The sequence below is a fragment of the Streptosporangium sp. DT93 genome (genome assembly GCF_049844535.1).
Classification (GTDB): Bacteria; Actinomycetota; Actinomycetes; order Streptosporangiales; family Streptosporangiaceae; genus Streptosporangium.
Genome location: NZ_JBNCLF010000008.1, coordinates 166,286 through 185,626, shown reverse-complemented (window position 1 = coordinate 185,626; position 19,341 = coordinate 166,286). Strand labels below are relative to the sequence as shown.

19 protein-coding genes are annotated in these 19,341 nt (G+C 74.0%); 15 read left to right on the top strand and 4 right to left on the bottom strand.

Translation table 11 applies throughout. The annotated features are described in order from the left end of the window. The first annotated feature begins 30 nt into the window (after positions 1-30). The 7 genes from ACLQ2R_RS19470 (at position 31) to ACLQ2R_RS19440 (ending at position 8,721) form a co-directional block, all read left to right on the top strand. Positions 31-957, top strand: a complete 927-nt coding sequence (locus tag ACLQ2R_RS19470; protein WP_425961383.1) for a proline dehydrogenase family protein — start codon at positions 31-33, stop codon at positions 955-957. Next, entirely contained in the window at positions 957-2,582 is a 1,626-nt protein-coding gene (pruA, locus tag ACLQ2R_RS19465) for an L-glutamate gamma-semialdehyde dehydrogenase (protein WP_425961382.1), read from the top strand. The genes ACLQ2R_RS19470 and pruA overlap by 1 nt, the downstream gene beginning before the upstream one ends. Positions 2,583-3,254: 672 nt before the next feature. Further along, positions 3,255-4,532: an MFS transporter gene (locus ACLQ2R_RS19460; protein ID WP_425961380.1), complete on the top strand. Its 1,278-nt coding sequence runs from the start codon at positions 3,255-3,257 to the stop codon at positions 4,530-4,532. Between the two features lie 246 nt (positions 4,533-4,778). After that, complete coding sequence (locus ACLQ2R_RS19455) at positions 4,779-5,642, top strand: copper resistance CopC family protein (protein WP_425961378.1); 864 nt, start codon at positions 4,779-4,781, stop codon at positions 5,640-5,642. 124 nt (positions 5,643-5,766) lie between these two features. Continuing rightward, positions 5,767-6,159, top strand: coding sequence for a hypothetical protein (locus ACLQ2R_RS19450; RefSeq protein WP_425961377.1), 393 nt, complete (start codon positions 5,767-5,769; stop codon positions 6,157-6,159). 9 nt (positions 6,160-6,168) lie between these two features. Then, entirely contained in the window at positions 6,169-7,485 is a 1,317-nt protein-coding gene (locus ACLQ2R_RS19445; RefSeq protein ID WP_425961375.1) for a hypothetical protein, read from the top strand. Positions 7,486-7,557: 72 nt separating this feature from the next. Beyond that, complete coding sequence (locus tag ACLQ2R_RS19440) at positions 7,558-8,721, top strand: hypothetical protein (protein WP_425961373.1); 1,164 nt, start codon at positions 7,558-7,560, stop codon at positions 8,719-8,721. Between the two features lie 9 nt (positions 8,722-8,730). Here ACLQ2R_RS19440 and ACLQ2R_RS19435 read toward each other — a convergent pair whose 3' ends face one another. Genes ACLQ2R_RS19435 through ACLQ2R_RS19425 form a run of 3 tightly spaced genes read right to left on the bottom strand, consistent with a single transcriptional unit; the run spans position 8,731 to position 11,779 of the window. Beyond that, entirely contained in the window at positions 8,731-9,405 is a 675-nt protein-coding gene (locus tag ACLQ2R_RS19435) for a glycosyltransferase family 2 protein (RefSeq protein WP_425961371.1), read from the bottom strand. Beyond that, positions 9,402-10,508: an NAD-dependent epimerase/dehydratase family protein gene (locus tag ACLQ2R_RS19430; RefSeq protein ID WP_425961369.1), complete on the bottom strand. Its 1,107-nt coding sequence runs from the start codon at positions 10,506-10,508 to the stop codon at positions 9,402-9,404. The genes ACLQ2R_RS19435 and ACLQ2R_RS19430 overlap by 4 nt, the downstream gene beginning before the upstream one ends. Then, positions 10,505-11,779, bottom strand: a complete 1,275-nt coding sequence (locus tag ACLQ2R_RS19425) for a glycosyltransferase 87 family protein (RefSeq protein WP_425961367.1) — start codon at positions 11,777-11,779, stop codon at positions 10,505-10,507. The genes ACLQ2R_RS19430 and ACLQ2R_RS19425 overlap by 4 nt, the downstream gene beginning before the upstream one ends. Before the next feature lie 102 nt (positions 11,780-11,881). Here ACLQ2R_RS19425 and ACLQ2R_RS19420 point away from each other — a divergent pair, with 102 nt between their 5' ends. The 4 genes from ACLQ2R_RS19420 to ACLQ2R_RS19405 all read left to right on the top strand — a co-directional run bounded on the left by ACLQ2R_RS19420 (position 11,882) and on the right by ACLQ2R_RS19405 (position 14,589). After that, positions 11,882-12,607, top strand: a complete 726-nt coding sequence (locus ACLQ2R_RS19420) for a TIGR04282 family arsenosugar biosynthesis glycosyltransferase (RefSeq protein WP_425961365.1) — start codon at positions 11,882-11,884, stop codon at positions 12,605-12,607. Between the two features lie 63 nt (positions 12,608-12,670). After that, entirely contained in the window at positions 12,671-13,282 is a 612-nt protein-coding gene (locus ACLQ2R_RS19415; protein ID WP_425961364.1) for a methyltransferase domain-containing protein, read from the top strand. 102 nt (positions 13,283-13,384) lie between these two features. Further along, positions 13,385-13,576: a hypothetical protein gene (locus ACLQ2R_RS19410; protein WP_425961362.1), complete on the top strand. Its 192-nt coding sequence runs from the start codon at positions 13,385-13,387 to the stop codon at positions 13,574-13,576. After that, positions 13,576-14,589 (top strand): UDP-glucuronic acid decarboxylase family protein, encoded by a 1,014-nt coding sequence (locus ACLQ2R_RS19405; protein WP_425961361.1) that lies wholly within the window; start codon positions 13,576-13,578, stop codon positions 14,587-14,589. Before ACLQ2R_RS19410 ends, ACLQ2R_RS19405 begins: the two co-directional genes overlap by 1 nt. 225 nt (positions 14,590-14,814) lie before the next feature. On the opposite strand, the gene ACLQ2R_RS19400 is transcribed toward ACLQ2R_RS19405, so the two are convergent. Then, on the bottom strand, positions 14,815-15,921 hold the full coding sequence (locus ACLQ2R_RS19400) for a hypothetical protein (RefSeq protein WP_425961359.1): 1,107 nt from the start codon (positions 15,919-15,921) through the stop codon (positions 14,815-14,817). A gap of 130 nt (positions 15,922-16,051) precedes the next feature. Here ACLQ2R_RS19400 and ACLQ2R_RS19395 point away from each other — a divergent pair, with 130 nt between their 5' ends. From ACLQ2R_RS19395 to ACLQ2R_RS19380, 4 genes are all read left to right on the top strand, one after another. Beyond that, positions 16,052-17,182: a sensor histidine kinase gene (locus ACLQ2R_RS19395; RefSeq protein WP_425961358.1), complete on the top strand. Its 1,131-nt coding sequence runs from the start codon at positions 16,052-16,054 to the stop codon at positions 17,180-17,182. A gap of 5 nt (positions 17,183-17,187) precedes the next feature. Then, complete coding sequence (locus ACLQ2R_RS19390) at positions 17,188-17,838, top strand: response regulator (protein ID WP_425961356.1); 651 nt, start codon at positions 17,188-17,190, stop codon at positions 17,836-17,838. 165 nt (positions 17,839-18,003) lie between these two features. Then, positions 18,004-18,570, top strand: coding sequence for an RNA polymerase sigma factor (locus tag ACLQ2R_RS19385; RefSeq protein WP_425961354.1), 567 nt, complete (start codon positions 18,004-18,006; stop codon positions 18,568-18,570). Further along, a complete protein-coding gene (locus tag ACLQ2R_RS19380) occupies positions 18,567-19,259 on the top strand; it encodes a hypothetical protein (protein ID WP_425961352.1) in 693 nt (230 codons plus the stop codon). The genes ACLQ2R_RS19385 and ACLQ2R_RS19380 overlap by 4 nt, the downstream gene beginning before the upstream one ends. The last annotated feature ends 82 nt before the right edge of the window (positions 19,260-19,341 follow it).

The window sequence follows — 19,341 nt, the reverse complement described above, 5'->3', positions numbered from 1 at the left end:
CCGGTCGGGGGCGGGTTCTAGGGTGGGGACATGCTCGGTTCCCTGCTTCTCGGTGCCTCCCGGTCACCCCTGGTACGGCGCGCGGTGTCCGGCGTGCCGGTGACCCGCAAGGTCGTCGACCGCTTCGTGGCGGGTGAGACGCCCGCCGACGCGGTCGAGGCGATCCGCGGCCTGACCGCCGCCGGCCTGACCGTCACCGTCGACCATCTGGGTGAGGAGACGCGGGACGCCGACGCCGCCGCCCGCACGGCCGGGGCGTACGCCACGCTGCTCGGCGCCCTGACCGAGCTGGACCTCGGCGACCGCGCCGAGGTGTCGGTGAAGCTCTCGGCGGTCGGCCAGGCCCTCGGGGCCGACGGCGCCAAGATCGCGACGGAGAACGCGCGGCACGTCTGCGAGGCCGCCCGCGCCTGCGGGGCGACCGTGACCCTGGACATGGAGGACCACACCACGGTCGACTCCACCCTGGAGACGCTGCGGACCCTGCGCGAGGACTTCCCCTCGGTCGGCGTCGCCGTGCAGTCCTACCTGTTCCGCAGCGAGGCCGACTGCCGCGACCTGGCGCACGCGGGCTCGCGGGTCCGCCTGGTCAAGGGCGCCTATGCCGAGCCGGCCTCGGTGGCGCACCAGAGCGGGAACGAGGTCGACCTGGCCTACGTGCGCTGCCTGCGGATCCTGATGTCGGGCGCGGGCTACCCGATGGTCGCCACGCACGACGACCGGCTGATCTCCATCACCGAGATCCTCGCCGACCGGTTCGCCCGGTCGATCGGCGACTACGAGTACCAGATGCTGTACGGGATCAGGGCCGACAAGCAGCGGGCCCTGGCCGGAGCCGGTCACACCGTGCGCGTCTACGTCCCCTACGGCGACGACTGGTACGGCTACTTCATGCGCCGGCTGGCCGAGCGCCCGGCGAACATCGCCTTCTTTCTGCGTGCCCTTGGAGGCAAGTGATGGATGCCATCTCCACCGTTCCCGCCCCGGTCAACGAGCCGGTGCTCGGCTACGCGCCCGGCAGCGCCGAGCGTGCCGCGCTGGAGGCCCGCGTCAAGGAGCTGTCCGGGACGCAGCTCGACCTGACGATGACGATCGGCGGCGAGCGGCGGATGGCCGCGGGCGCCTCGATCGACGTGGTGCAGCCGCACAACCACGCCTCGGTGCTGGGCCGCACCGCCGACGCCGGTGCCGGCGACGTGCGGGCGGCGATCGACGCGGCCCTGCGGGCGGCGCCCTCCTGGCGGGCACTGCCCTTCGACGAGCGGGCCGCGATCTTCCTGCGTGCCGCCGACCTGCTGGCCGGGCCGTACCGGCAGACGCTGAACGCCGCGACGATCCTGGGGCAGTCCAAGTCGGCGCAGCAGGCGGAGATCGACGCCGCCTGCGAGCTGATCGACTTCCTGCGCTTCAACGTGGACTTCGCGCGCCGCCTGCAGGCCGACCAGCCGATCTCCTCTCCCGGGGTGTGGAACCGGATGGAGTACCGGCCGCTGGAGGGCTTCGTCCTGGCGATCACGCCGTTCAACTTCACCGCCATCGCCGGGAACCTGCCCTCGGCCCCGGCCCTGATGGGCAACGTGGTCGTCTGGAAGCCCTCCCCCACCCAGCAGTTCGCCGCGCACTTCACCATGCGCCTGCTGGAGGAGGCCGGGCTGCCGCCGGGCGTCATCAACATGGTGACCGGCAACGGCAAGGCCGTCTCGGAGGTCGCGACGACGCACCCGGACCTGGCGGGCATCCACTTCACCGGCTCCACCGCGACGTTCCAGCACCTGTGGTCCACGGTCGGCGCGAACATCTCCTCCTACCGGTCCTACCCCCGGCTGGTCGGCGAGACCGGCGGCAAGGACTTCGTGCTGGCCCACCCCTCGGCCGACCCGGCCGTGCTGGTCACCGCGCTGGTCCGGGGCGCGTTCGAGTACCAGGGGCAGAAGTGCTCGGCCGCCTCGCGCGCCTACGTGCCGCGCTCGCTGTGGTCGGCGATCCGCGACGACCTGGTGGCCACCGCCGAGTCGCTGACCGTGGGGGACGTGGCCGCGGACCTGTCGGCGTTCATGGGCGCGGTCATCGACGCGCGGGCGTTCGCCAAGCACAGGGAGGCGATCGACCGGGCCCGCTCGCTGGACTCGATCGACGTGCTGACCGGCTCCTACGACGACTCCACCGGCTACTTCGTGAGGCCGACGATCCTGGAGTCGTCCGACCCCACCGACGAGATCTTCTCCAAGGAGTACTTCGGGCCGATCCTCGGGGTGCACGTCTACGACGACGCGGACTTCGAGGCGGTCATGGACGGGGTGAACGACGCCTCGCCGTACGCGCTGACCGGTTCGATCATCGCCAGGGACCGGCACGCGGTCGCCCTGGCGTCGGAGCGGCTGCGTTTCGCGGCGGGCAACTTCTACGTCAACGACAAGCCGACCGGCGCGGTCGTCGGCCAGCAGCCCTTCGGCGGTGCCCGCGCCTCGGGCACCAACGACAAGGCCGGGTCCATCCTGAACCTGATCCGCTGGGTCAACGCCCGCACGATCAAGGAGACGTTCGTCCCGCCGACCGACCACCGCTACCCGCACATGGGGTGACGTTCCGCGGTCCGGACGGCGGCAAGCGTTCGACATCGGCGACGCCACGCCTCCACCCGGCCACTTGATCCCGCTCACCGTGCCGTACGGCTTCCGTGGGCCGTACGGCACGGTGGCCGGACGTCGATGATCGGCCCGAAACAAGGTGCCCCGTGTGACCTCGCCTTCCTCGCCGAGGCAAGATGTGCGACATCGCTTCATGGCCGCACGTGGTGTCGTCGGTGAGCAGCGGCACGCCCAGCAGCTCGGCGAGGACCACGTACACACCGTCGTAGGCGGCGAGGTCGTTTCGTCATTCCAGTGCCCGGGCCCGCGGGGGCGGCATCGGATGCCGGACGATCGTGAGCCGGGCGCGGCGCTCCGGCATGACCCGGGCCCGTGCCGGGGAAACGCGCACCTCCGGCTTGCCGGTGATCACATGCCCGCGCACCACCGAGGCGATCTCCACCCGGGGGAGCTGACGCCGGAGCCCGCCCCGCACGCGGCGTTCAGGGCGGGCGCCGCACCCGGTTCGGCGGTGCGCGACTCCGCCTTCCGCGCCTTCGTCGCCTTCGTCGCCTTCGCCGTCTTCGCCGTCTTCGCCATCTTCGCCGCGTCTCTGCCGTGTTTTGTCACCGGCGCATGGTGCCGTACGACATTCTTTTTCTCCACGACAGGCGGAGGGGGAAGAGCATGTCAGCCTCTGACACCGGTACGGGAACCGGCGGGAAGGGAACGAGCGCGCTGAGCCTGTTGCGCGGCAACCCGGGGTTTCTGCCACTGTGGTCGTCGCGGGTCATCTCCGTCGGCGGCGACGCACTCAGCCTCGTCGCGCTGATGCTTCACGTGGCCGACACGACGGGGCAGGCGATCGCGGTCTCCTTGCTCCTGCTCGTCGGGGATTTCGTTCCTTCCCTGCTCAGCCCGATCGCCGGCGCGATCAGCGACCGTTTCGACCTCAAGCGGGTGATGATCGTCTGCGAGGTCGCCCAGGGCGTGGTGCTTCTGCTGATGGCACTCTCGCTGCCGCCGCTGCCTCTGTTGCTGGTCCTGGTGGGGCTCCGCGCGATCGCGGGGCAGGTGTTCCTGCCGGCCTCCCGGGCGGCGATACCGGGTCTGGTGCGGGACAGGGATCTGGAGGCCGCCAACTCCACGCTCGGATTCGGGACCAACGCCGCCGAGGCACTCGGGCCGCTGATCGCGGCGGTGCTGTTCCCCTTCATCGGCGTCCGCGGCGTTCTCCTGGTCGACGCGGCCTCCTTCCTGCTGGCGGGGGCGCTCCTGCTCCGGCTGAGGTCTCTCCCCCCGATCCCCGCCGAGGGCGGCGAGAAGTCCTCGCTCCTGCAGGAGGCGAAGTCCGGGCTCGGTTACATCTGGTCGGCCAAGGTGGTGCGGGTCATCGCCCTGGGTTTCTGTGCCGTCGTCGCGTTCAACGGGGTCGACGACGTCGCGCTGGTGCTCCTGGCCAAGGTGACCTTCGCCGCCAGCGACTCGGCGGTGGGACTGCTTCTGGGGGCGGTCGGCATCGGGCTGCTCCTCGGATACGCCCTGATGGCCCGTTACAGCGCCCGCGTGCCGCTGGTGGTCCTGCTGATCGCCGGTTTCGCGGTGAGCAGCGTGGGCAACCTGCTCACCGGACTGGCCTGGGCCGTCGCGGCCGCGTTCGCCACCCAGTTCGTCCGGGGATTCGGTATCGCGGCGATGGACGTGGCCACCAACACCATGCTGCAGCGGCTGGTCCCGCCGAGGATGCTCGGCAGGGTCTTCGGCAACCTCTACGGAGCCGTCGGGGTGGCCGCCGCGCTGTCCTACGTCGCCGGCGGTCTCCTGCTCGACGCCACCTCCGCGCCGGTGACCCTCGTCATCGCGGGCGGCGGTGGCACGCTCGTCACCGTACTCGTCGCGCTGACCCTGCCGGGAGTGCTGCGCGGGAACACCCCCGGCCGGGGCACGGAGAACACCGGGGACTGACCCGGGCGTTCGACCGAACGTGGTGCCGCCGGTGAGCGGCTGACATCCGGCAACTCGGCGAGGGTCACGTGCGTGCCGCCGTCACCGGCCGTCCGGGTGCACGATCCGTGCCCGTCTTCGGCCGGATGTGTGTCCATCTTCTGTTCATATGCTCCAAAAGTCGTTACTCTCAACGGGAATTGACCATGAGCGGTTGAATCGCCTGCGGTTTCCATGGCCGGTGGGCCCTTCCGGTGGAGAGCGGAGATGGCGATGGTGCGCTGGCTGGGCCAGCTGCTCGTGCTGGTCGTCGTCGCCGGCGTCGCGCTGGCCGCCCTCGCGACCCCCGCGTCCGCGCACGGGCAGCTCGCGATGTCGACCCCGGCCAAGGACAGCACGGTGACCGAGCCGATGGAGTCGCTCGCGCTCTACTTCACCGAGCAGCCCGCCGCGAACGCGTACTTCTCCGTCACCGCCCCCGGCGGTGCCCGCGTCGACCGGCCGTGGTCGCACGGGGAACCCAAGCGCCTCGACGAGCCGGTCACGGAGTACAACCTCGTGGACGGCACCTGGCAGCCGAAGCTTTACCACACCGGGTTCCCGGCGACCGTCCCGGTCGCGTACTGGCCGGAGCAGGGCCTGTACGTCGCCCGTTACATGTCGGTCGCCTCGGACGGCGAGAAGGTCACCGGAGAGGTCGCCTTCACCTACGAGGGCAAAACGTCGAAGCCGCCCAAGGGCTGGAAGGCGCCCGCGAACGAGCCCGATCCCGCGTTGCTCGGCCCGGAGGAGCCCGCCGCCGTACCGTCGGCCGGAGCGGCCGCCCCCGTCACTCCGCAGAACACACCGCAGGGCGCACCGCAGGTCGCGCCGGGGGCGGCGTCGTCGCAGGCCCCCCGGGCCTCCTCGGGCTTCGACCTGTCGGTGTGGCTGCTGCCCGCCGTCCTGGTCGCCGGCGCGGGGTTCATGGTGTTGCGGGCGGCACGGCGGCCGTCGTCACCCGGAGCGGAGGCCGGGCGGCGTCCCGGCGGACCGCCGACCGGCAAGCCCCCGGGCCGGTCCGCGACCGCGTCGCGCAGGCCACGCGGCACCAAGGCGGTCAAGGCGGTCAAGACCGTCAAGCGACGCTGACCCGCCGCCCGCGCCCCGGTCCCGCAGCCGCCATGCCCCCGACACACCGATCCCGTGCCGACCCCGTACCGGTTCGCCGCCCTCCACATCGGCCTGACACACCCCACCCCCCAGGAGAACAGCCATGACGCCTCCCCTTGACCGCCGCCGCCCGCTGCTCGCCGCGCTCATGCTCGGCGTGACCCTGCTGACGGCCCTGCTGACGGCCACGGCCTGCGGCTCGCCCGGCGCGGCCCCCGGCCCCGGCGCCTCGACGGTCAAGGAGATCACGGTGGCCATCACCGGACGGCAGGTGACGCCCCCTCCGGGGCGGATCGACGTGGCCAAGGGCCAGACGGTACGGATCACGGTGACCGGTGACGCGGCCGACGTGGCGCACGTCCACGGCTACGACAAGGCGGCGGACCTGAAGCCGGGCACCCCCGCGACGATCGAGTTCGTCGCGGACCGGGACGGCCTGTTCGAGGTCGAGACCCACGGGTCGAAGCTGCAACTGTGCCAGCTCGTGGTGCGCTAGGGCGGCGTGATGCTCCTGGCTCACGGCATCGGCGGTCGCCAGGACCTGCCGATCCCGTTCGCGGCCGCGCTGATCGGCGCGATCCTCGCCCTGCTGGTGTCGTTCGCGGCGCTGGGCGCCCTGTGGACCGAACCGCGCCTGGGCACCGGCGTCCGTCACCCCCGCCCGCTGCCCTCCCCGGTCCAGCGGGTGGTCTCCGCGCGGGCGTGGCCGTGGTTCTGGCGTGCCGCCGGGCTCGTCGCCGCGGCGTACTTCTGCGTGGGCCTGCTCTTCGGCCCTGACCGGGTGGAGAATCCCACGGCCGGGGTGTTCTACGTGCTGTTCTGGGTCGGCCTGGTGCCGCTCTCGCTGCTGTTCGGGCCGGTGTGGCCGGTTCTCAACCCGCTGCGGACGCTGCACCTGCTGGCCTGCCGGGCGCTTCGGCGCGACCCCGGCACGGGGCTGCGCCCGCTGCCCCAAGGGGTCGGTCACTGGCCCGCCGCCGGTGGTCTGCTCGCCTTCGTGTGGCTGGAACTGGTCGCCCCCGAGCGGGCCACCCTGCCCGTCATCGGGGCCTGGCTCGCCGCGTACGTCGTGTTCATGCTCGGGGGGGCGGTGCTCTTCGGGTCGCGCTGGTTCGGCCACGCGGACGCGTTCGAGGTCTACAGCACCCTCGTCGGCCGGCTCGCCCCGGTGGTGAGAGGTCCCGACGGCGTCGTGACCTGGCGCAACTCGCTGGACGGCATGGCCGGTCTCCGGCCCGCGCCGGGGCTGACGGTGCTGGTGGTGGTGCTGCTCGGCTCCACCATGTACGACAGTCTCTCCAACGCCCCGGTCTGGGTGCGCTTCGTGCAGGAGAGTCCGGTGCCGGCGCCGGTCATGGGGACGGCGGGCCTGCTCGTCGTCATCGGCCTGGTGCTCGCGGCGTACCGTGGCGCGACCTCGCTGGCCGGCCGGTGGGGTGCGGCGGAGCCGGGGACGACGGCGGACGAGCTCGCCCACGCGGTGGTGCCGATCGCCGTCGGGTACGTGGTCGCCCACTACTACACGCTTCTCCTCCTCGAGGGCCAGCGGACCCTCGCCCTGCTCTCGGATCCGCTGGTCACCGGCGCCGACTGGCTGGGCACCGCGGGGTGGACCGTCCAGGCGGCCGGCACCTCCCCCGCCGGGATCGCCATGCTCCAGGTGACGGTCATCGTCGTCGGCCACGTGCTCGGCACGGTGCTCGCCCACGACCGCGCACTGGCCCTGTTCCCGCGCCGGACCGCCGTCGTCGGGCAGATCCCGCTCCTGGTGCTGATGGTGGCCTACACGGTGGTGGGCCTGCTGCTCCTGTTCGCGGGCTGACCCGCCCCGCCGGCCGATTCCCGGGCGCCCGGAGCCTTCTGGCGAGCATCACCCACCTGAGATCATTCCGGGATGCCGACGTCCCCTGCGCGTTCTCCCTCCGTCTCCTCCCGCCCGCCCGCCCGGTCCGCCCTGGAGGAGCTGCTGACGAAGGCGTTCGGCGTCCCGGTGGCGCTGGGCCGCCTGGAACGTCTGGCCCCGTGGGCGGTCCTGCGGGCGCACCTGGCCGATCCGGGGGCCGGGCTGCCCTCGTCGGTGATCGTGAAGTGGCCGCGCGACGACCCGGGCGGGCTGCGCGACGACCCGCGGCTGGTCGCCACGGAGCGGGCCGCGCTGCGTTTCCTCGCCGAGGACCTCGGGTTCGCACTCGCTCCCAGGGTGCTGGCGGCCGACGCGGCGGCGCCTCTCCTGGTCCTGGAGGACCTCGCTCCCCGTACGCCGCTGGACCGGGTGCTGCGTCGCCACGGTGCGGAACCGCCGCCGGCCGGGCTGGTGTCCTTCGCGCGGGCGCTGGGCGAGCTGGGCGCCGCCACGGCCGGGCACGCGGAGCTCTACCGCGCGCGGCGATCGGAGCTCGGGCCCGCCGGCGCGGACGCGAACGCCACGTGGCCGAACACCGACGGCTGCTGGCCGCACGCCGTGGGGCACGCCGCGGCGTTCGGCGTTCCGCTGCCGGGACCGGCGGAACGCGAACTGGCGGGGGTGCTCGCGGAGATCGCCGATCCGGGGCCCTTCCTCTGCCTGACCAACGGCGACTCCGAAGCGAACAACTTCCTGGTCGCGGACGGCGACGGGCGGATCGTCGACTTCGAGTTCGCCGGCTACCGGCACGCCCTGACCTCGGTGGTGTGCCTGTACGTGCCGGGTCCGGCGTGGCTGACCGTCCGCGACCCCGTCGCGACCGGGCTGGAGGCGCACTACCGCCGCGCGCTGGCACGAACCGTCCCGGAGGCGGGCGACGACCACCTGTTCGGTTCCGGCCTGGCCGCCGCGTGCCTCACCTGGGCCGCCGCGCGGCTCGTCCGCTTCCCGCAGCTCGACGCCCGTCCTCCCGGTGACCCGAGCCGCGTCCAGATGGTCTCCGTCCTGGAGTGCGCGGCGCGCGTCACCGAGGACCACCGGGTGCTGCCCCGTCTGGCCTCCTGGGCCCGCCGGGCGGAACGGGCGCTGCGCCGCCGGTGGCCGGACGCGGACGTGGACCTGAGCGCGTACCCCGCCTACGCTCCGCGCCACTGATCCCCGCCGTCAGGCGAGGTCCGGCGGGGCGTCCTGGGCGGCCATGACCCGGCGCATGTCGGCGACGGCCCGCAAAGTCCCCCGTACGGTGCCGGTCACCTTGGAGCGCCCGTCGCGCCGGAGGTAGTCGACGTCGACCTCGGTGATGCGCCAGCCCTCGGCGGCGGCCCGCAGCACCATCTCCAGCGGGTAGCCGAAGCGCCTGTCGGCCAGGCCGAGGCCGGTGAGCGCGGTTCTGCGGCAGGCACGCATCGGCCCGAGGTCGTGCACGGCGGCCCCGGTACGGCGGCGCAGGCCCCGGGCGATCACGGCGTTGCCCAGCCGGGCGTGCGGCGGCCAGGCCCCGCGGGCCCGCGGCCTGCGCCGGCCGAGCACGAGATCGCTCCTCCCCTCCAGGACAGGATCGGTGACGCGGGGCAGCTGGCGGGGGTCCAGGGAGGCGTCGGCGTCCATGAAGCAGACGACGTCGGCGGTCGCGGCCAGCAGCCCGGCGTGACAGGCCGCTCCGAATCCCGGTCGTGGCTCGCGCACCACGCGCGCGCCGAGCGAGGCGGCGATTTCGGCCGAGCCGTCGGTGGAGCCGTTGTCGACCACGAGCGGCCGGTACCCGTCGGGCATGCGTGCGAGCACCCAGGGCAGGGCGGACGCCTCGTCCAGGCACGGCAGGATCACCTCGATCGTCATGGCGCCACTCCCAGGGGGGCGGTGGCGAACTCCCTGAGGCCCTCCTCGAAGCCGACCTCGGCCCGGAATCCGAGCTCGGCGCGAGCCTTGCCGGGAGAGGCGACGACGTGGCGGACGTCCCCGAGCCGGTACTCGCCGGTGACGACCGGCGCGGGACCACCGCGCTCGGCGGCCAGGGCCGCCGCCAGCTCCCCGATCGTGCGCGGGGTGCCGCTGGCCACGTTGTAGGCGGCCGACGTGCCCGGGGCGACGGAGGTGACCGGGGCGACAGGGGCGGCGGAAGCGGCGGAGGCGGCGGAGGCGGCGGGGGCGGCGGGGGCGGCGGGGGCGGGGGCGGCGGCGTGGGCGACAGGATCGGCGAGGGCGCGGGCGGCGGCCAGGTTGGCGGCGGCGACGTCGCGGACGTGCACGAAGTCGCGGCGCTGGCGCCCGTCCTCGAACACCCTCGGCGCCCGCCCCGCCTCCAGCAGGGAGCGGAAGACGGCGGCCACCCCGGAGTAGGGGGTGTCACGCGGCATGCGGGGGCCGTACACGTTGTGGTAGCGCAATGCCACCGCGCGGCCCCCGGTCTCCCTGGCCCAGTTCGCGGCCAGGTGCTCCTGGGCGAGCTTGGTGGTCGCGTAGGCGTTGCGGGGGTCGGCCGGCGCGTCCTCGCCGATCGTCGCGGGGACCAGCGGCGTCCCGCAGCGAGGGCAGGGCGGCTCGAACATCCCCCGGCCGAGGTCGGCCTCCGAGCGCGGGCCCGGCCTGACCGGCCCGTGCTCGGCGCATCCGTAGGCGCCCTCGCCGTAGACGACCATCGAGGAGGCCAGTACCAGCCGCCCGATGCCGTGCCTGGCCATCGCGGCCAGCAGGACCGCGGTTCCGTACACGTTGACCGAGGCGTAGCCGGGCAGGTCGGCGACGTCCACCCCGAGGCCGACCTTGGCCGCCTGGTGGACGACCAGGTCCGTGCCCGGCAGCAGCCGGTCCAGGACGGAGGGATCCCTGAGGTCCTCGCCGGTCCGCAGGTCGAGGCCGGCCACCTCGTGTCCTGCCGCCCGGAACGCCTCCGCCACGTGACTTCCGATGAAACCGGCCGAGCCGGTGACCATCACTCTCATCCGGCCGACGGTAGCGACGGCACGGCCGCCGCGGGGCCTCGCCGGCGACGGCGTTCGCAAGCCGTAAGAACCACGAGCCCGGCCGCCAGGGCGTAGGCGGCCGTGGCGGGGCCGCCCAGGTAGGCGACCGCCCCGGCCGTGGCGACGCCCAGCCACTCCGGGCGCCCGGCCATGGCCGCGAGCGCCACCACCAGGAGGGCGTACCAGGAGTAGCCGGGCGTGAGAAGCAGCATCAGCGATCCGGTGACCAGCAGCGCGCCCTCCCAGGGACGCTCGGGGCTTCCCCGGCGCAGCACGTGGGCGACGACGGCGGCCATGACGAGCGCCACGGCGACGGGCGCCCACGCGTCCGGCACCACCAGCCGCAGCAGGCCGTAGCGCTCGCGCGCCCCCGGGTCCTCGTACCCCTCCTCCTGGAGGTAGCCGAACAGGTAGCCCAGCACGGAGGATCGCGAGCCGAGCACGTACGGCAGGTAGGCCAGGACGACCACCAGGGTGGCCGGCACCAGGACCGCCGCGATCCGCCGCCGGTCGATCCCGCCGCGCAGCGCGCCGGCCAGCGCGCCGGGCAGGGCGAGCGCGGGCAGCAGCTTGACCGCCACGGCGGCGCCGAGCAGCGTGCCGCGCCCCCTGGTCACGGAGAAGGCGAGGACGACCAGCAGCACGCCGAGGACGTCGACGTGGGCGTTGTTCACCGCCTCGACGGGCACCGCCGGGCACCACGCCCAGCAGGCGGCCGCCCGGTCCCCCCACCGTCGCAGCAGCGCCAGCAGCACCGCCACCGACAGCAGCGCGCCGGCGAGCTGGAGCCCCTTGTGCCGGGCGCCGTCGGGCGAGAGCGCGTGCACGAGGAGGAAGTATGCCTCGGCGAGCGGCGGGTAGATGGTGTGCACCGCGGGGCGGTTGATCAGGGTCCGGCCGTCCCCGGGAAAGAGCCAGGGGTCGCGCAGGGCGGCGAGCGCGGGGTCGGCGGGCGCGTGGTCGTAAGGGGAGAACCCCGCGGCCTGTACGCGCCCGTCCCAGGCGTAGCGGTAGGAGTCGGTGCTGGTGCTCGGCGGGGCGGCCAGGCCCGTGGCGGTCACGGCGATCCCCCCGGCCACCACCCAGACGCCCGCCCGGCGGCCGGGCAGCCCGCGCGCCAGCCAGAGCGCCGCCGGGAACAGCCCCCAGCCGCACGCGTACCACCACGGCAGGCCGGGCTGGCCGTGCGACACGCGGACCAGGACGGCGACCAGCGCCAGCAGGGTGCCACCAAGGATGTACCGCCTCACGCCGTTCAGCGTGCCACCCCCCGCCCGCGCCGGAGCCGTCCGGGCGGGGGGCGTAACGACCTCGTAAGAGTTGGAACGGGCCGCAGGCCATATGGTCCTGTCGTGACGCAGATCATCGTCATCGCGAAGGAGCCCGTCCCCGGACGGGTCAAGTCCCGGTTGACGCCCCCCTTCACCCCCGCCCAGGCCGCCGGTCTGGCCGAGGCCGCGCTCGCCGACACCCTGGAGTGCGTGGCGGCCACGCCCGCCACGCAGCGCGTCCTCGCCCTGGAGGGGCTGCCGGGCCCGTGGCTGCCTCCCGGCTTCGTGGTCATCCCGCAGCGCGGCGGCGGGCTGGACGAGCGTCTCGCCGCCGCCTTCGCCGACGCCCACCGGCTGTGTCCCGGACCCTCGGTGCTCATCGGCATGGACACCCCGCAGGTCACCCCCGCGCTCCTGGGTGCCGCCGCCGACGCCCTGTCGGGCCACGACGCGGTGTACGGCCCCGCCGCCGACGGCGGTTACTGGCTTCTGGGCCTGCGCGTCCCCGATTCCGCCCTCCTGCTGGGCGTCCCCATGTCCCGTCCCGAGACCGGCCGGGTCCAGCTGGAACGGCTGTCCGGCCTGCGGGTGTTCCACCTGCCCGAGCTCACCGACGTGGACACCGCCGCCGACGCCCACCGGGTGGCGGGCCGGGCGCCGGGGACCCGTTTCGCCGCCGCCCTGCGCGCGACCACCCCGGGAGCGCGCGACGACGGCCGGGACCTCCCGGGAAGTGCCGCGACGACGGGCCGGACCTGCGCCGAGGGCACCACGACGACGGGTGAGACCGTCGTGGGAGCGCCGTGATGACAGGTGAGACCCTCGTGGAAGCGCCGTGATGACAGGTGAGACCCTCGTGGGAGCGCCACGATGATGGGTGAGGTCTACGCCGGCGCCCTCGCCGGGCTGAACGCCGAGATCGAGTACGCCGACGGCACCCGGACCGCGCTGGAGGCCGCACGCTGGTTCGCGTCGATCCCCGGCGACGAGGCGATGCTCGCCCGCTGCCACGGCCTGACCCTCGACATCGGCTCCGGCCCCGGGCGGCTGACCTCCGAACTCGCCCGTCGCGGCGTGCCCGCCCTCGGCGTCGACATCACGCCGCAGGCCGTCCGGCTGACCCGCAGGGCCGGCGGGATCGCGCTGCTCGGCGACGTCTTCGGCGACCTGCCCTGGAACGGCCGGTGGTCCAGCGCCCTGCTGGCCGACGGCAACATCGGCATCGGAGGCCATCCCCACGCCCTGCTGCGCCGGGTGCGGCAGCTGTTGCGGCCGGGCGGGGAGGCGGTGGTCGAGGTGGCGGGGCCCGCCACGGCCAGCCGCGTGGACCGGGTGCGCCTGCGCCGTCCCGGGGTGGTCGGCGACTGGTTCGGCTGGGCGGTGGTGTCGGTCAACGACATCACCCGCCTTGCCCGTACCGGTGGCTTCACGACCGTGGAGCACCGGCACGAGCACGGCCGACGGTTCGCCTGCCTTCGCTGACCGGCGCGCTCGGGGCCCACGCCTGCGGAGGAGACCTCCCACGGGGAGAGGACCGCGCCGGCCCGGCACGGCCGCGTCGAGGCGCCGCGCACTCTGGAGTGCGTGGACGCCGTACCCGTGTTCGAGGAGGACACGTCATGTGCGGCCGTCGAGCCGCTCCGGCCCGAAGTGTGGGTGAAGGACGGCGACCACGGCGGCCGCGTACCGCCGGAGACGGTGGTGCCCGACCGGCTGGAGATCGAGACGTCCGAGGTCGTCGACGCGGCCCTGGGGCCGCTGAAGGTGAGAGCGTGATGAGAGCGGTCGTGGCCGGCGGTGCCGGATTCCTGGGGTCCCATCTGTGCGAGAGGCTGCTGTCCGACGGCGCGGAGGTGGTCTGCATGGACAGCTTCCTCACCGGCTCGCCCGACAACGTCTCCCACCTGCTCGGGCGTCCGGGCTTCCGGCTCGTCGAGTGCGACGTGACGGGCTTCGTGCACGTGCCGGGCGAGGTGGGGCTGATCCTGAACCTCGCCTCGGCCGCCTCCCCCGCCGACTACCTCGCCTACCCGATCGAGACGCTGAAGGTGGGCAGCCTGGGCACGCTGCACCTGCTGGACCTGGCGAGGGAGAAGAGCGCCAGGTTCGTGCTGGCCTCGACCAGCGAGGTGTACGGCGATCCGCTCGAACATCCCCAGCGCGAGACCTACTGGGGAAACGTCAATCCGGTCGGCCCGCGCAGCGTCTACGACGAGGCCAAGCGGTTCGCCGAGTCGCTGACGGTCGCCTACCGCCACTCCCACGGCGTCGACACCGGCATCGCGCGCATCTTCAACACCTACGGCCCCCGGATGCGGCCGTTCGACGGCAGGGCGATCCCGACGTTCATCAGGCAGGCGCTGCGCGACGAGCCGATGACGGTCACCGGGGACGGCCGGCAGACGCGTTCCATCTGCTACGTCGACGACACGGTCACGGGCATCCTCGCCCTGGCGCGCCGCGACGTCGCCGGGCCGGTCAACATCGGCAACCCCGGCGAGCTGACGATGACCGCCCTGGCCGAGACGATCCGCGACCTGACGGGCTCGGCCTCGCCGATCGAGTACGTCGAACGCCCCGCCGACGACCCCCGGGTGCGCAGGCCCGACACCACGATGGCCGCCCGGTGGCTCGGCTGGCGGGCCGAGATCGACGCCGCCGAGGGGCTGCGCCGCACGATCGAGTGGTTCCGCGCCGAACTGGAGCGCGTCGGCACCGCCGGTGCCGACGACGCCGGCGGTGCCGACGGCCCGGCCAGGCCGGTCGGGGGGTCCCGGTCGAGCGGGTGACGGTGGTGGGTCCGCGGGAGCGGCCCGACCCGATCCGCGCTCCCGTGACCGCCTCTCCCCCGGGCGCCGGACCGGACCTTCCCGGGCCGGGTGTCCTTGGGTTCCCGGCGTGCGGGGCGGTGGCGCGCCGGGACGTCCGTCTCGCCGCCGCCGGAGGCTTCGACGACGACGTCTTCTTCTTCGAGGAGGCTCTCTGTCCTCGCCTTCGCCGAGGCCGCCCGCGACCTACTCCGGGAGCGCACCCGACCCCGGCGCGAGGGCCGGGCCGCGACCGCAGTGGGAGCACCCGGGGCGCCTGCGCAGGTGGTAGGCCAGGGCGGCGGCGGCCAGTGCCGCCCCCCAGACGGGCCAGAAGGTCTCCGGGAGCCAGGCCCCCCATTCGGCCAGGTCGAACCGGCCGGCGACGGTCCAGCGGATGTAGGTCAGTCCCGCGACCGTGACGACGATCGAGACGAACCCGGCCGGGACGACGGCGAGGAGAACGGGGACGCGCCTGCCGCGCAGGCCCGGGATCCAGCGGGGGAAGACCTCGCCCCAGCGCTGGACCAGCCCCAGCGTGAGCACACCGCCCAGGGCACCGAACGTCGCCAGGTACGCGCCGGCCAGCCAGATGCCCGGGGTGTCCCTCGTGCCCTCCTCCAGGAACTCCTTCCTCACCCCCAGCGGGATGCCGAGGGCCCAGCTCCACCGGGTCGCGCAGTACACCAGCGGCACGGCGACGGCGACGGCGACCGCCCCGCGGCCCCAGCGGGCCGCCGCGGCCGGAGCGGTCCACCCGTCGTGACCGGTGCGCCCGCAGTCGGCGCAGGCCCCGCGGCGACGGCGCCGGAAGTTCAGCGCGGCGCCGGCCAGCAGCAGCCCGCCGACGACGCAGAGCAGCTGGTTGAACACCGGCCACGGCCAGGCGTCGGCCAGGGTGGTGCCGCCCAGGCTCAGATCGAACAGGGGCGCCACCAGCAGCAGCGGGGTGTAGGCCACGCCCATCATCACCCTGGAGTCGGGGATCACCAGGACCAGCAGCACGACCATGGGCCACGCCAGCAGCAGCGGTACGCGGCCGGCCGGGCCGCGCCCGCTCGTCAGGGTCAGCGAGAGGGCCACGCCCAGCGCGCCGAAGGCGGCGATCCACCAGCCGGCGGGGTCCGGGGTGGCGCCGGCGAGGACGGACAGTTCCCGGTCGAGGTCGGGATCGGACGCCCCCCAGGGGAATCCGGGCGCGCCGAGCGCCCATGCCAGGCCGAGTGCTCCGTAGCCGAGCGACCACAGGGCCGCCGCGTACCCCTGCCAGGGGGGTCGGTGAACGCGCCGGGCCGGCGCGGTGATCGTTGTCATGGGACCAGCGTCCCGCCGTGGACCCGCCGGAGGCCATGTGCCGTTCGGCAGGTGTTGGCGGCCCTCGTGCCCGGTACCCGTGCCGTACGGCAGATGCGGCGGGGGGTGCCGCCTGCGTATCGTCGGCCCGGTGAACGTTCGTGGGAGTATCCGGGTGGTCGCGGTCCTCGCGGTGGTCCTGGCCGGGATCGGCGGTTCACCGGTGTTCGGGGCGGTGCCCATGGCGTCGTTCACGGCGGCGGTGGCCGCCCTGGTGTGGGTGGCCGGCGGCCGGCGGGCACGGGATCATCTGGCCGTCGTGACCTGCGTGGCCGCGGCCGTGTCGCTGGCGGTCACCGCGGCCCGCCTGGCGGGGTTTCCCCTGCCTCAGGAGGCGGGCATGTTCGGGCTGGCCGAGAGCGTGACGCTCACGGCGCTGGCCGGCCTGAACGCCCGGTGGTCCCCGGCGCGGCGGGCGGCGGTCGCCTGCGTGCTCGCGGGCCTGGCCTCCGCCGTCTGGCTGCTGCGGTTCCTCACCCCCTCGTCCGCGCTCGAGGCGGTGGGGGCCTGCGCGTTCTGGTCGATCGGCACGCTGGTCGCGGTGGGCTCGGGGGCGTACCTGCGTTCCGGGGACACCCGGCGGGCCGGCGCGGTGGCCGACGGCCGCGCGGCCCTGCGCCTGCAACTGGCGGGGGATCTGCACGACTTCGTGGCCCACGACATCAGCGAGATGGTGGCGCACGCGCAGGCCGGCCGGACGGTCGGGCCCGGCGACCCCGCTCAGGCGCTCGCGGCCCTGGAACGCATCGAGAGGGCCGGGCAGCGGGCCATGTCGTCGCTGGACCGGACCGTGCTCATGCTGCACGGGGACGAGCTCGCCACCACGTCACCGCTCCCGGGCCTGGCCGAGCTGTCCGGGCTCGCCGACCGGTTCACCGCGGCGGGGAGGGCGCGCGTGCGGGTGAGCGTGGCGCCGGAGCTGGAGCGGGCGGTGCCGCGCGAGACGGCCGCCACCGCGTTCCGGATCGTGTCCGAGTCCCTGACCAACGTGCGCCGCCACGCCCCGGACGCCACCCTCGTGGACGTCACCGTCACCGTGGAGTCCGCCACGCTCGTGGTCACGGTGAGCAACGACGGGGCCGCCGCGCCGGGCGGGGACGGGCGCGGCGGGTTCGGCCTGCCGGTCCTGGCGGACCACCTGCGGTCACTGGGCGGCCTCCTGCGCGCGGGGCCGGTACCCGGCGGGTGGTCGCTGGCGGCCCGCATCCCCCTGGCACCATGAGCGACATGTCGATCCGTATCCTCGTCGCCGACGACCAGGAGGGCATCCGCACCGCCTTCCGCCTCATCCTCGACGCCCAGCCGGACATGACCGTCGTCGCCGAGGCCGCCGACGGCGTCGCCGCCATCGAGTCGGCCCGCCGCCTGCGTCCCGACGTGGTGCTCGCCGACATCCGGATGCCCCGCGCCGACGGCATCGAGGTCACCCGCGCCCTGGCCGGCACCGGCGTGCACGTCGTCGTCGTCACGACGTTCGGGCTGGACGAGTACGTGTACGCCGCGCTCGGCCACGGCGCCGCCGGGTTCGTTCTGAAGCGCTCGGGCCCGGCCCTGCTGGTGGAGGCCGTACGGGCGGCGGTGAACGGTGACGTGCTGATCAGCCCGCAGCTCACCCCGCGGCTGCTGGACCGGGCCGGCCTGTCCTGCGAGGAGGCCCCGCCGGACGCGGGACTGACCGAGCGCGAGACCGAGATCGCCCTGCTCGTCGCCCGGGGCAGCACCAACGCCGAGATCGCCACCGAGCTCTTCCTGTCGGCGGGGACGGTCAAGAACCACATCGCCGTCATCCAGCGCAAGCTGGAGGTGCGCAACCGCGTCGGCATCGCCTCCTGGGCCTGGAGCACCGGCAGGCTCCGCACCCGCCCCGACAGGACCTGAGCCCGTGCCCGAAGAGCCGGACGTCGTTCGTGCCGGCCGGTTCGGGCCGCGGGACCGGTGGCGTACGTAGACGCCCTCTTCCGGGCGCGGGCTCCCCCGCGTAACGGTCGGTCGTGCTTCGTCCAAGTACGGGTGTCCGAACGTACGACAGAGGGAGTGACGCCGGTGCGTCTCAGACAGACGGGACCGGCGAGCATCGCCGGTGATCCCGAGGCGTTCGAAGCCTTCTACAGGCGCCATTTCGACGCGGTGACCCGGTTCCTGGCCAGGCGGACCCCGGACCCGCACACCGTGGCCGACCTGACGGCCGAGGTGTTCCTCGCCGTGCTCGACTCGGCGCACACCTACCGGCCCGACCGGGGCAGCGAGATCGCCTGGCTGTACGGCGTGGCGCGCAACACGCTGCTGGCCGAGCGCCGGCGCTCGGCACGCGAGCTGCGCGCGACCGGCCGGATCTCGGGGCACCGGTTGCTCGAGAGCGACGACGTGGCACGCCTGGAGGAGCGGATCGACGCCGAGTCCCCGGGCCGGCGGGCCCTTGAGGCGATGGCCGCACTACCGGAGAAGGAGCGGGCCCTGCTGGAGCTGGTGGCCGTCGACGGTCTCACCCCCGCCGAGGCCGCCGCCGTGCTCGGCATCCGGCAGGGCACCGCCCGCGTCAGGCTCCACCGGGCCAGACGGTCCGTCCAGCAGGTTCCCGGCGTCACGCCCGTCATGGGAGGAACGAGATGAACGACACGTTCGAGGAGAGACTGCTCGCGGAACTCAGGACGGAAATCGCGACGCGAGCGGAGCGGGGACGCGCTCCGGCCCTGGTACCGGGCCGCTTCACCGGTCGCCGTTTCGCCTGGGCGGGCGCGGGGGTCGCGACGATCGCGGCGGCCACGGCGATCGCCGTACCGCTGGCGATCGGGTCGCAGACCCCCGCCTACGCGCTGACGGAGAACACGGACGGGTCGATCAGCCTCACGATCAACGAGTTCCGGGATCCGGAGCAGGTCGAGAGGGATCTGGCGGAGCTGGGCGTACGCGCCGACATCACCTACCTTCCGCTCGGCAAGCGCTGCGGGAATGCTCGCGCGCCCTTCGTGAAGGGCGACAAGGCCGTTGCGAGCGCGGAGGACCTGTCGGGCAAGGACCCCGTCGTCCAGGCGAGGACCAGGAAACGGATGGAGAATCTTTCCTCCGCCAAGGCGATCCGTCCGGAGAACGGCATCACCATTAATCCCCGGCACATGGCGCCCGGACAGATCGTGATGATCGAGGTCTGGGAGAACCCTGTGGAGCCGACCGTGGAGCGCCCCGGGGTCGCGTGGGGGTTCGCCGGCCGGTTGACGGGGGGGCCGATCGCGCCCTGCCAGGTCGTCGACGACCCCACGGCGTCCGACATCGGCGACGGCACGCCCCCGCCCGGCCACTGATCGAGCCCACCGGGCGGACGAGCACACGCCGCAGGGCACCGGAGCGACCGTCGTCAGCATATGTTGACGTTTCGACGGACGT

Coding starts and splice junctions, on each gene's coding strand:
- ACLQ2R_RS19415 (WP_425961364.1), top strand. CDS start 12,671: ATGATGGGTGAGGTCTACGCCGGCGCCCTCGCCGGGCTGAACGCCGAG.
- ACLQ2R_RS19440 (WP_425961373.1), top strand. CDS start 7,558: ATGCCGACGTCCCCTGCGCGTTCTCCCTCCGTCTCCTCCCGCCCGCCC.
- ACLQ2R_RS19445 (WP_425961375.1), top strand. CDS start 6,169: ATGCTCCTGGCTCACGGCATCGGCGGTCGCCAGGACCTGCCGATCCCG.
- ACLQ2R_RS19405 (WP_425961361.1), top strand. CDS start 13,576: ATGAGAGCGGTCGTGGCCGGCGGTGCCGGATTCCTGGGGTCCCATCTG.
- ACLQ2R_RS19435 (WP_425961371.1), bottom strand. CDS start 9,405: ATGACGATCGAGGTGATCCTGCCGTGCCTGGACGAGGCGTCCGCCCTG.
- ACLQ2R_RS19450 (WP_425961377.1), top strand. CDS start 5,767: ATGACGCCTCCCCTTGACCGCCGCCGCCCGCTGCTCGCCGCGCTCATG.
- ACLQ2R_RS19430 (WP_425961369.1), bottom strand. CDS start 10,508: ATGAGAGTGATGGTCACCGGCTCGGCCGGTTTCATCGGAAGTCACGTG.
- ACLQ2R_RS19470 (WP_425961383.1), top strand. CDS start 31: ATGCTCGGTTCCCTGCTTCTCGGTGCCTCCCGGTCACCCCTGGTACGG.
- ACLQ2R_RS19400 (WP_425961359.1), bottom strand. CDS start 15,921: ATGACAACGATCACCGCGCCGGCCCGGCGCGTTCACCGACCCCCCTGG.
- pruA (WP_425961382.1), top strand. CDS start 957: ATGGATGCCATCTCCACCGTTCCCGCCCCGGTCAACGAGCCGGTGCTC.
- ACLQ2R_RS19455 (WP_425961378.1), top strand. CDS start 4,779: ATGGCGATGGTGCGCTGGCTGGGCCAGCTGCTCGTGCTGGTCGTCGTC.
- ACLQ2R_RS19460 (WP_425961380.1), top strand. CDS start 3,255: ATGTCAGCCTCTGACACCGGTACGGGAACCGGCGGGAAGGGAACGAGC.
- ACLQ2R_RS19380 (WP_425961352.1), top strand. CDS start 18,567: ATGAACGACACGTTCGAGGAGAGACTGCTCGCGGAACTCAGGACGGAA.
- ACLQ2R_RS19390 (WP_425961356.1), top strand. CDS start 17,188: ATGTCGATCCGTATCCTCGTCGCCGACGACCAGGAGGGCATCCGCACC.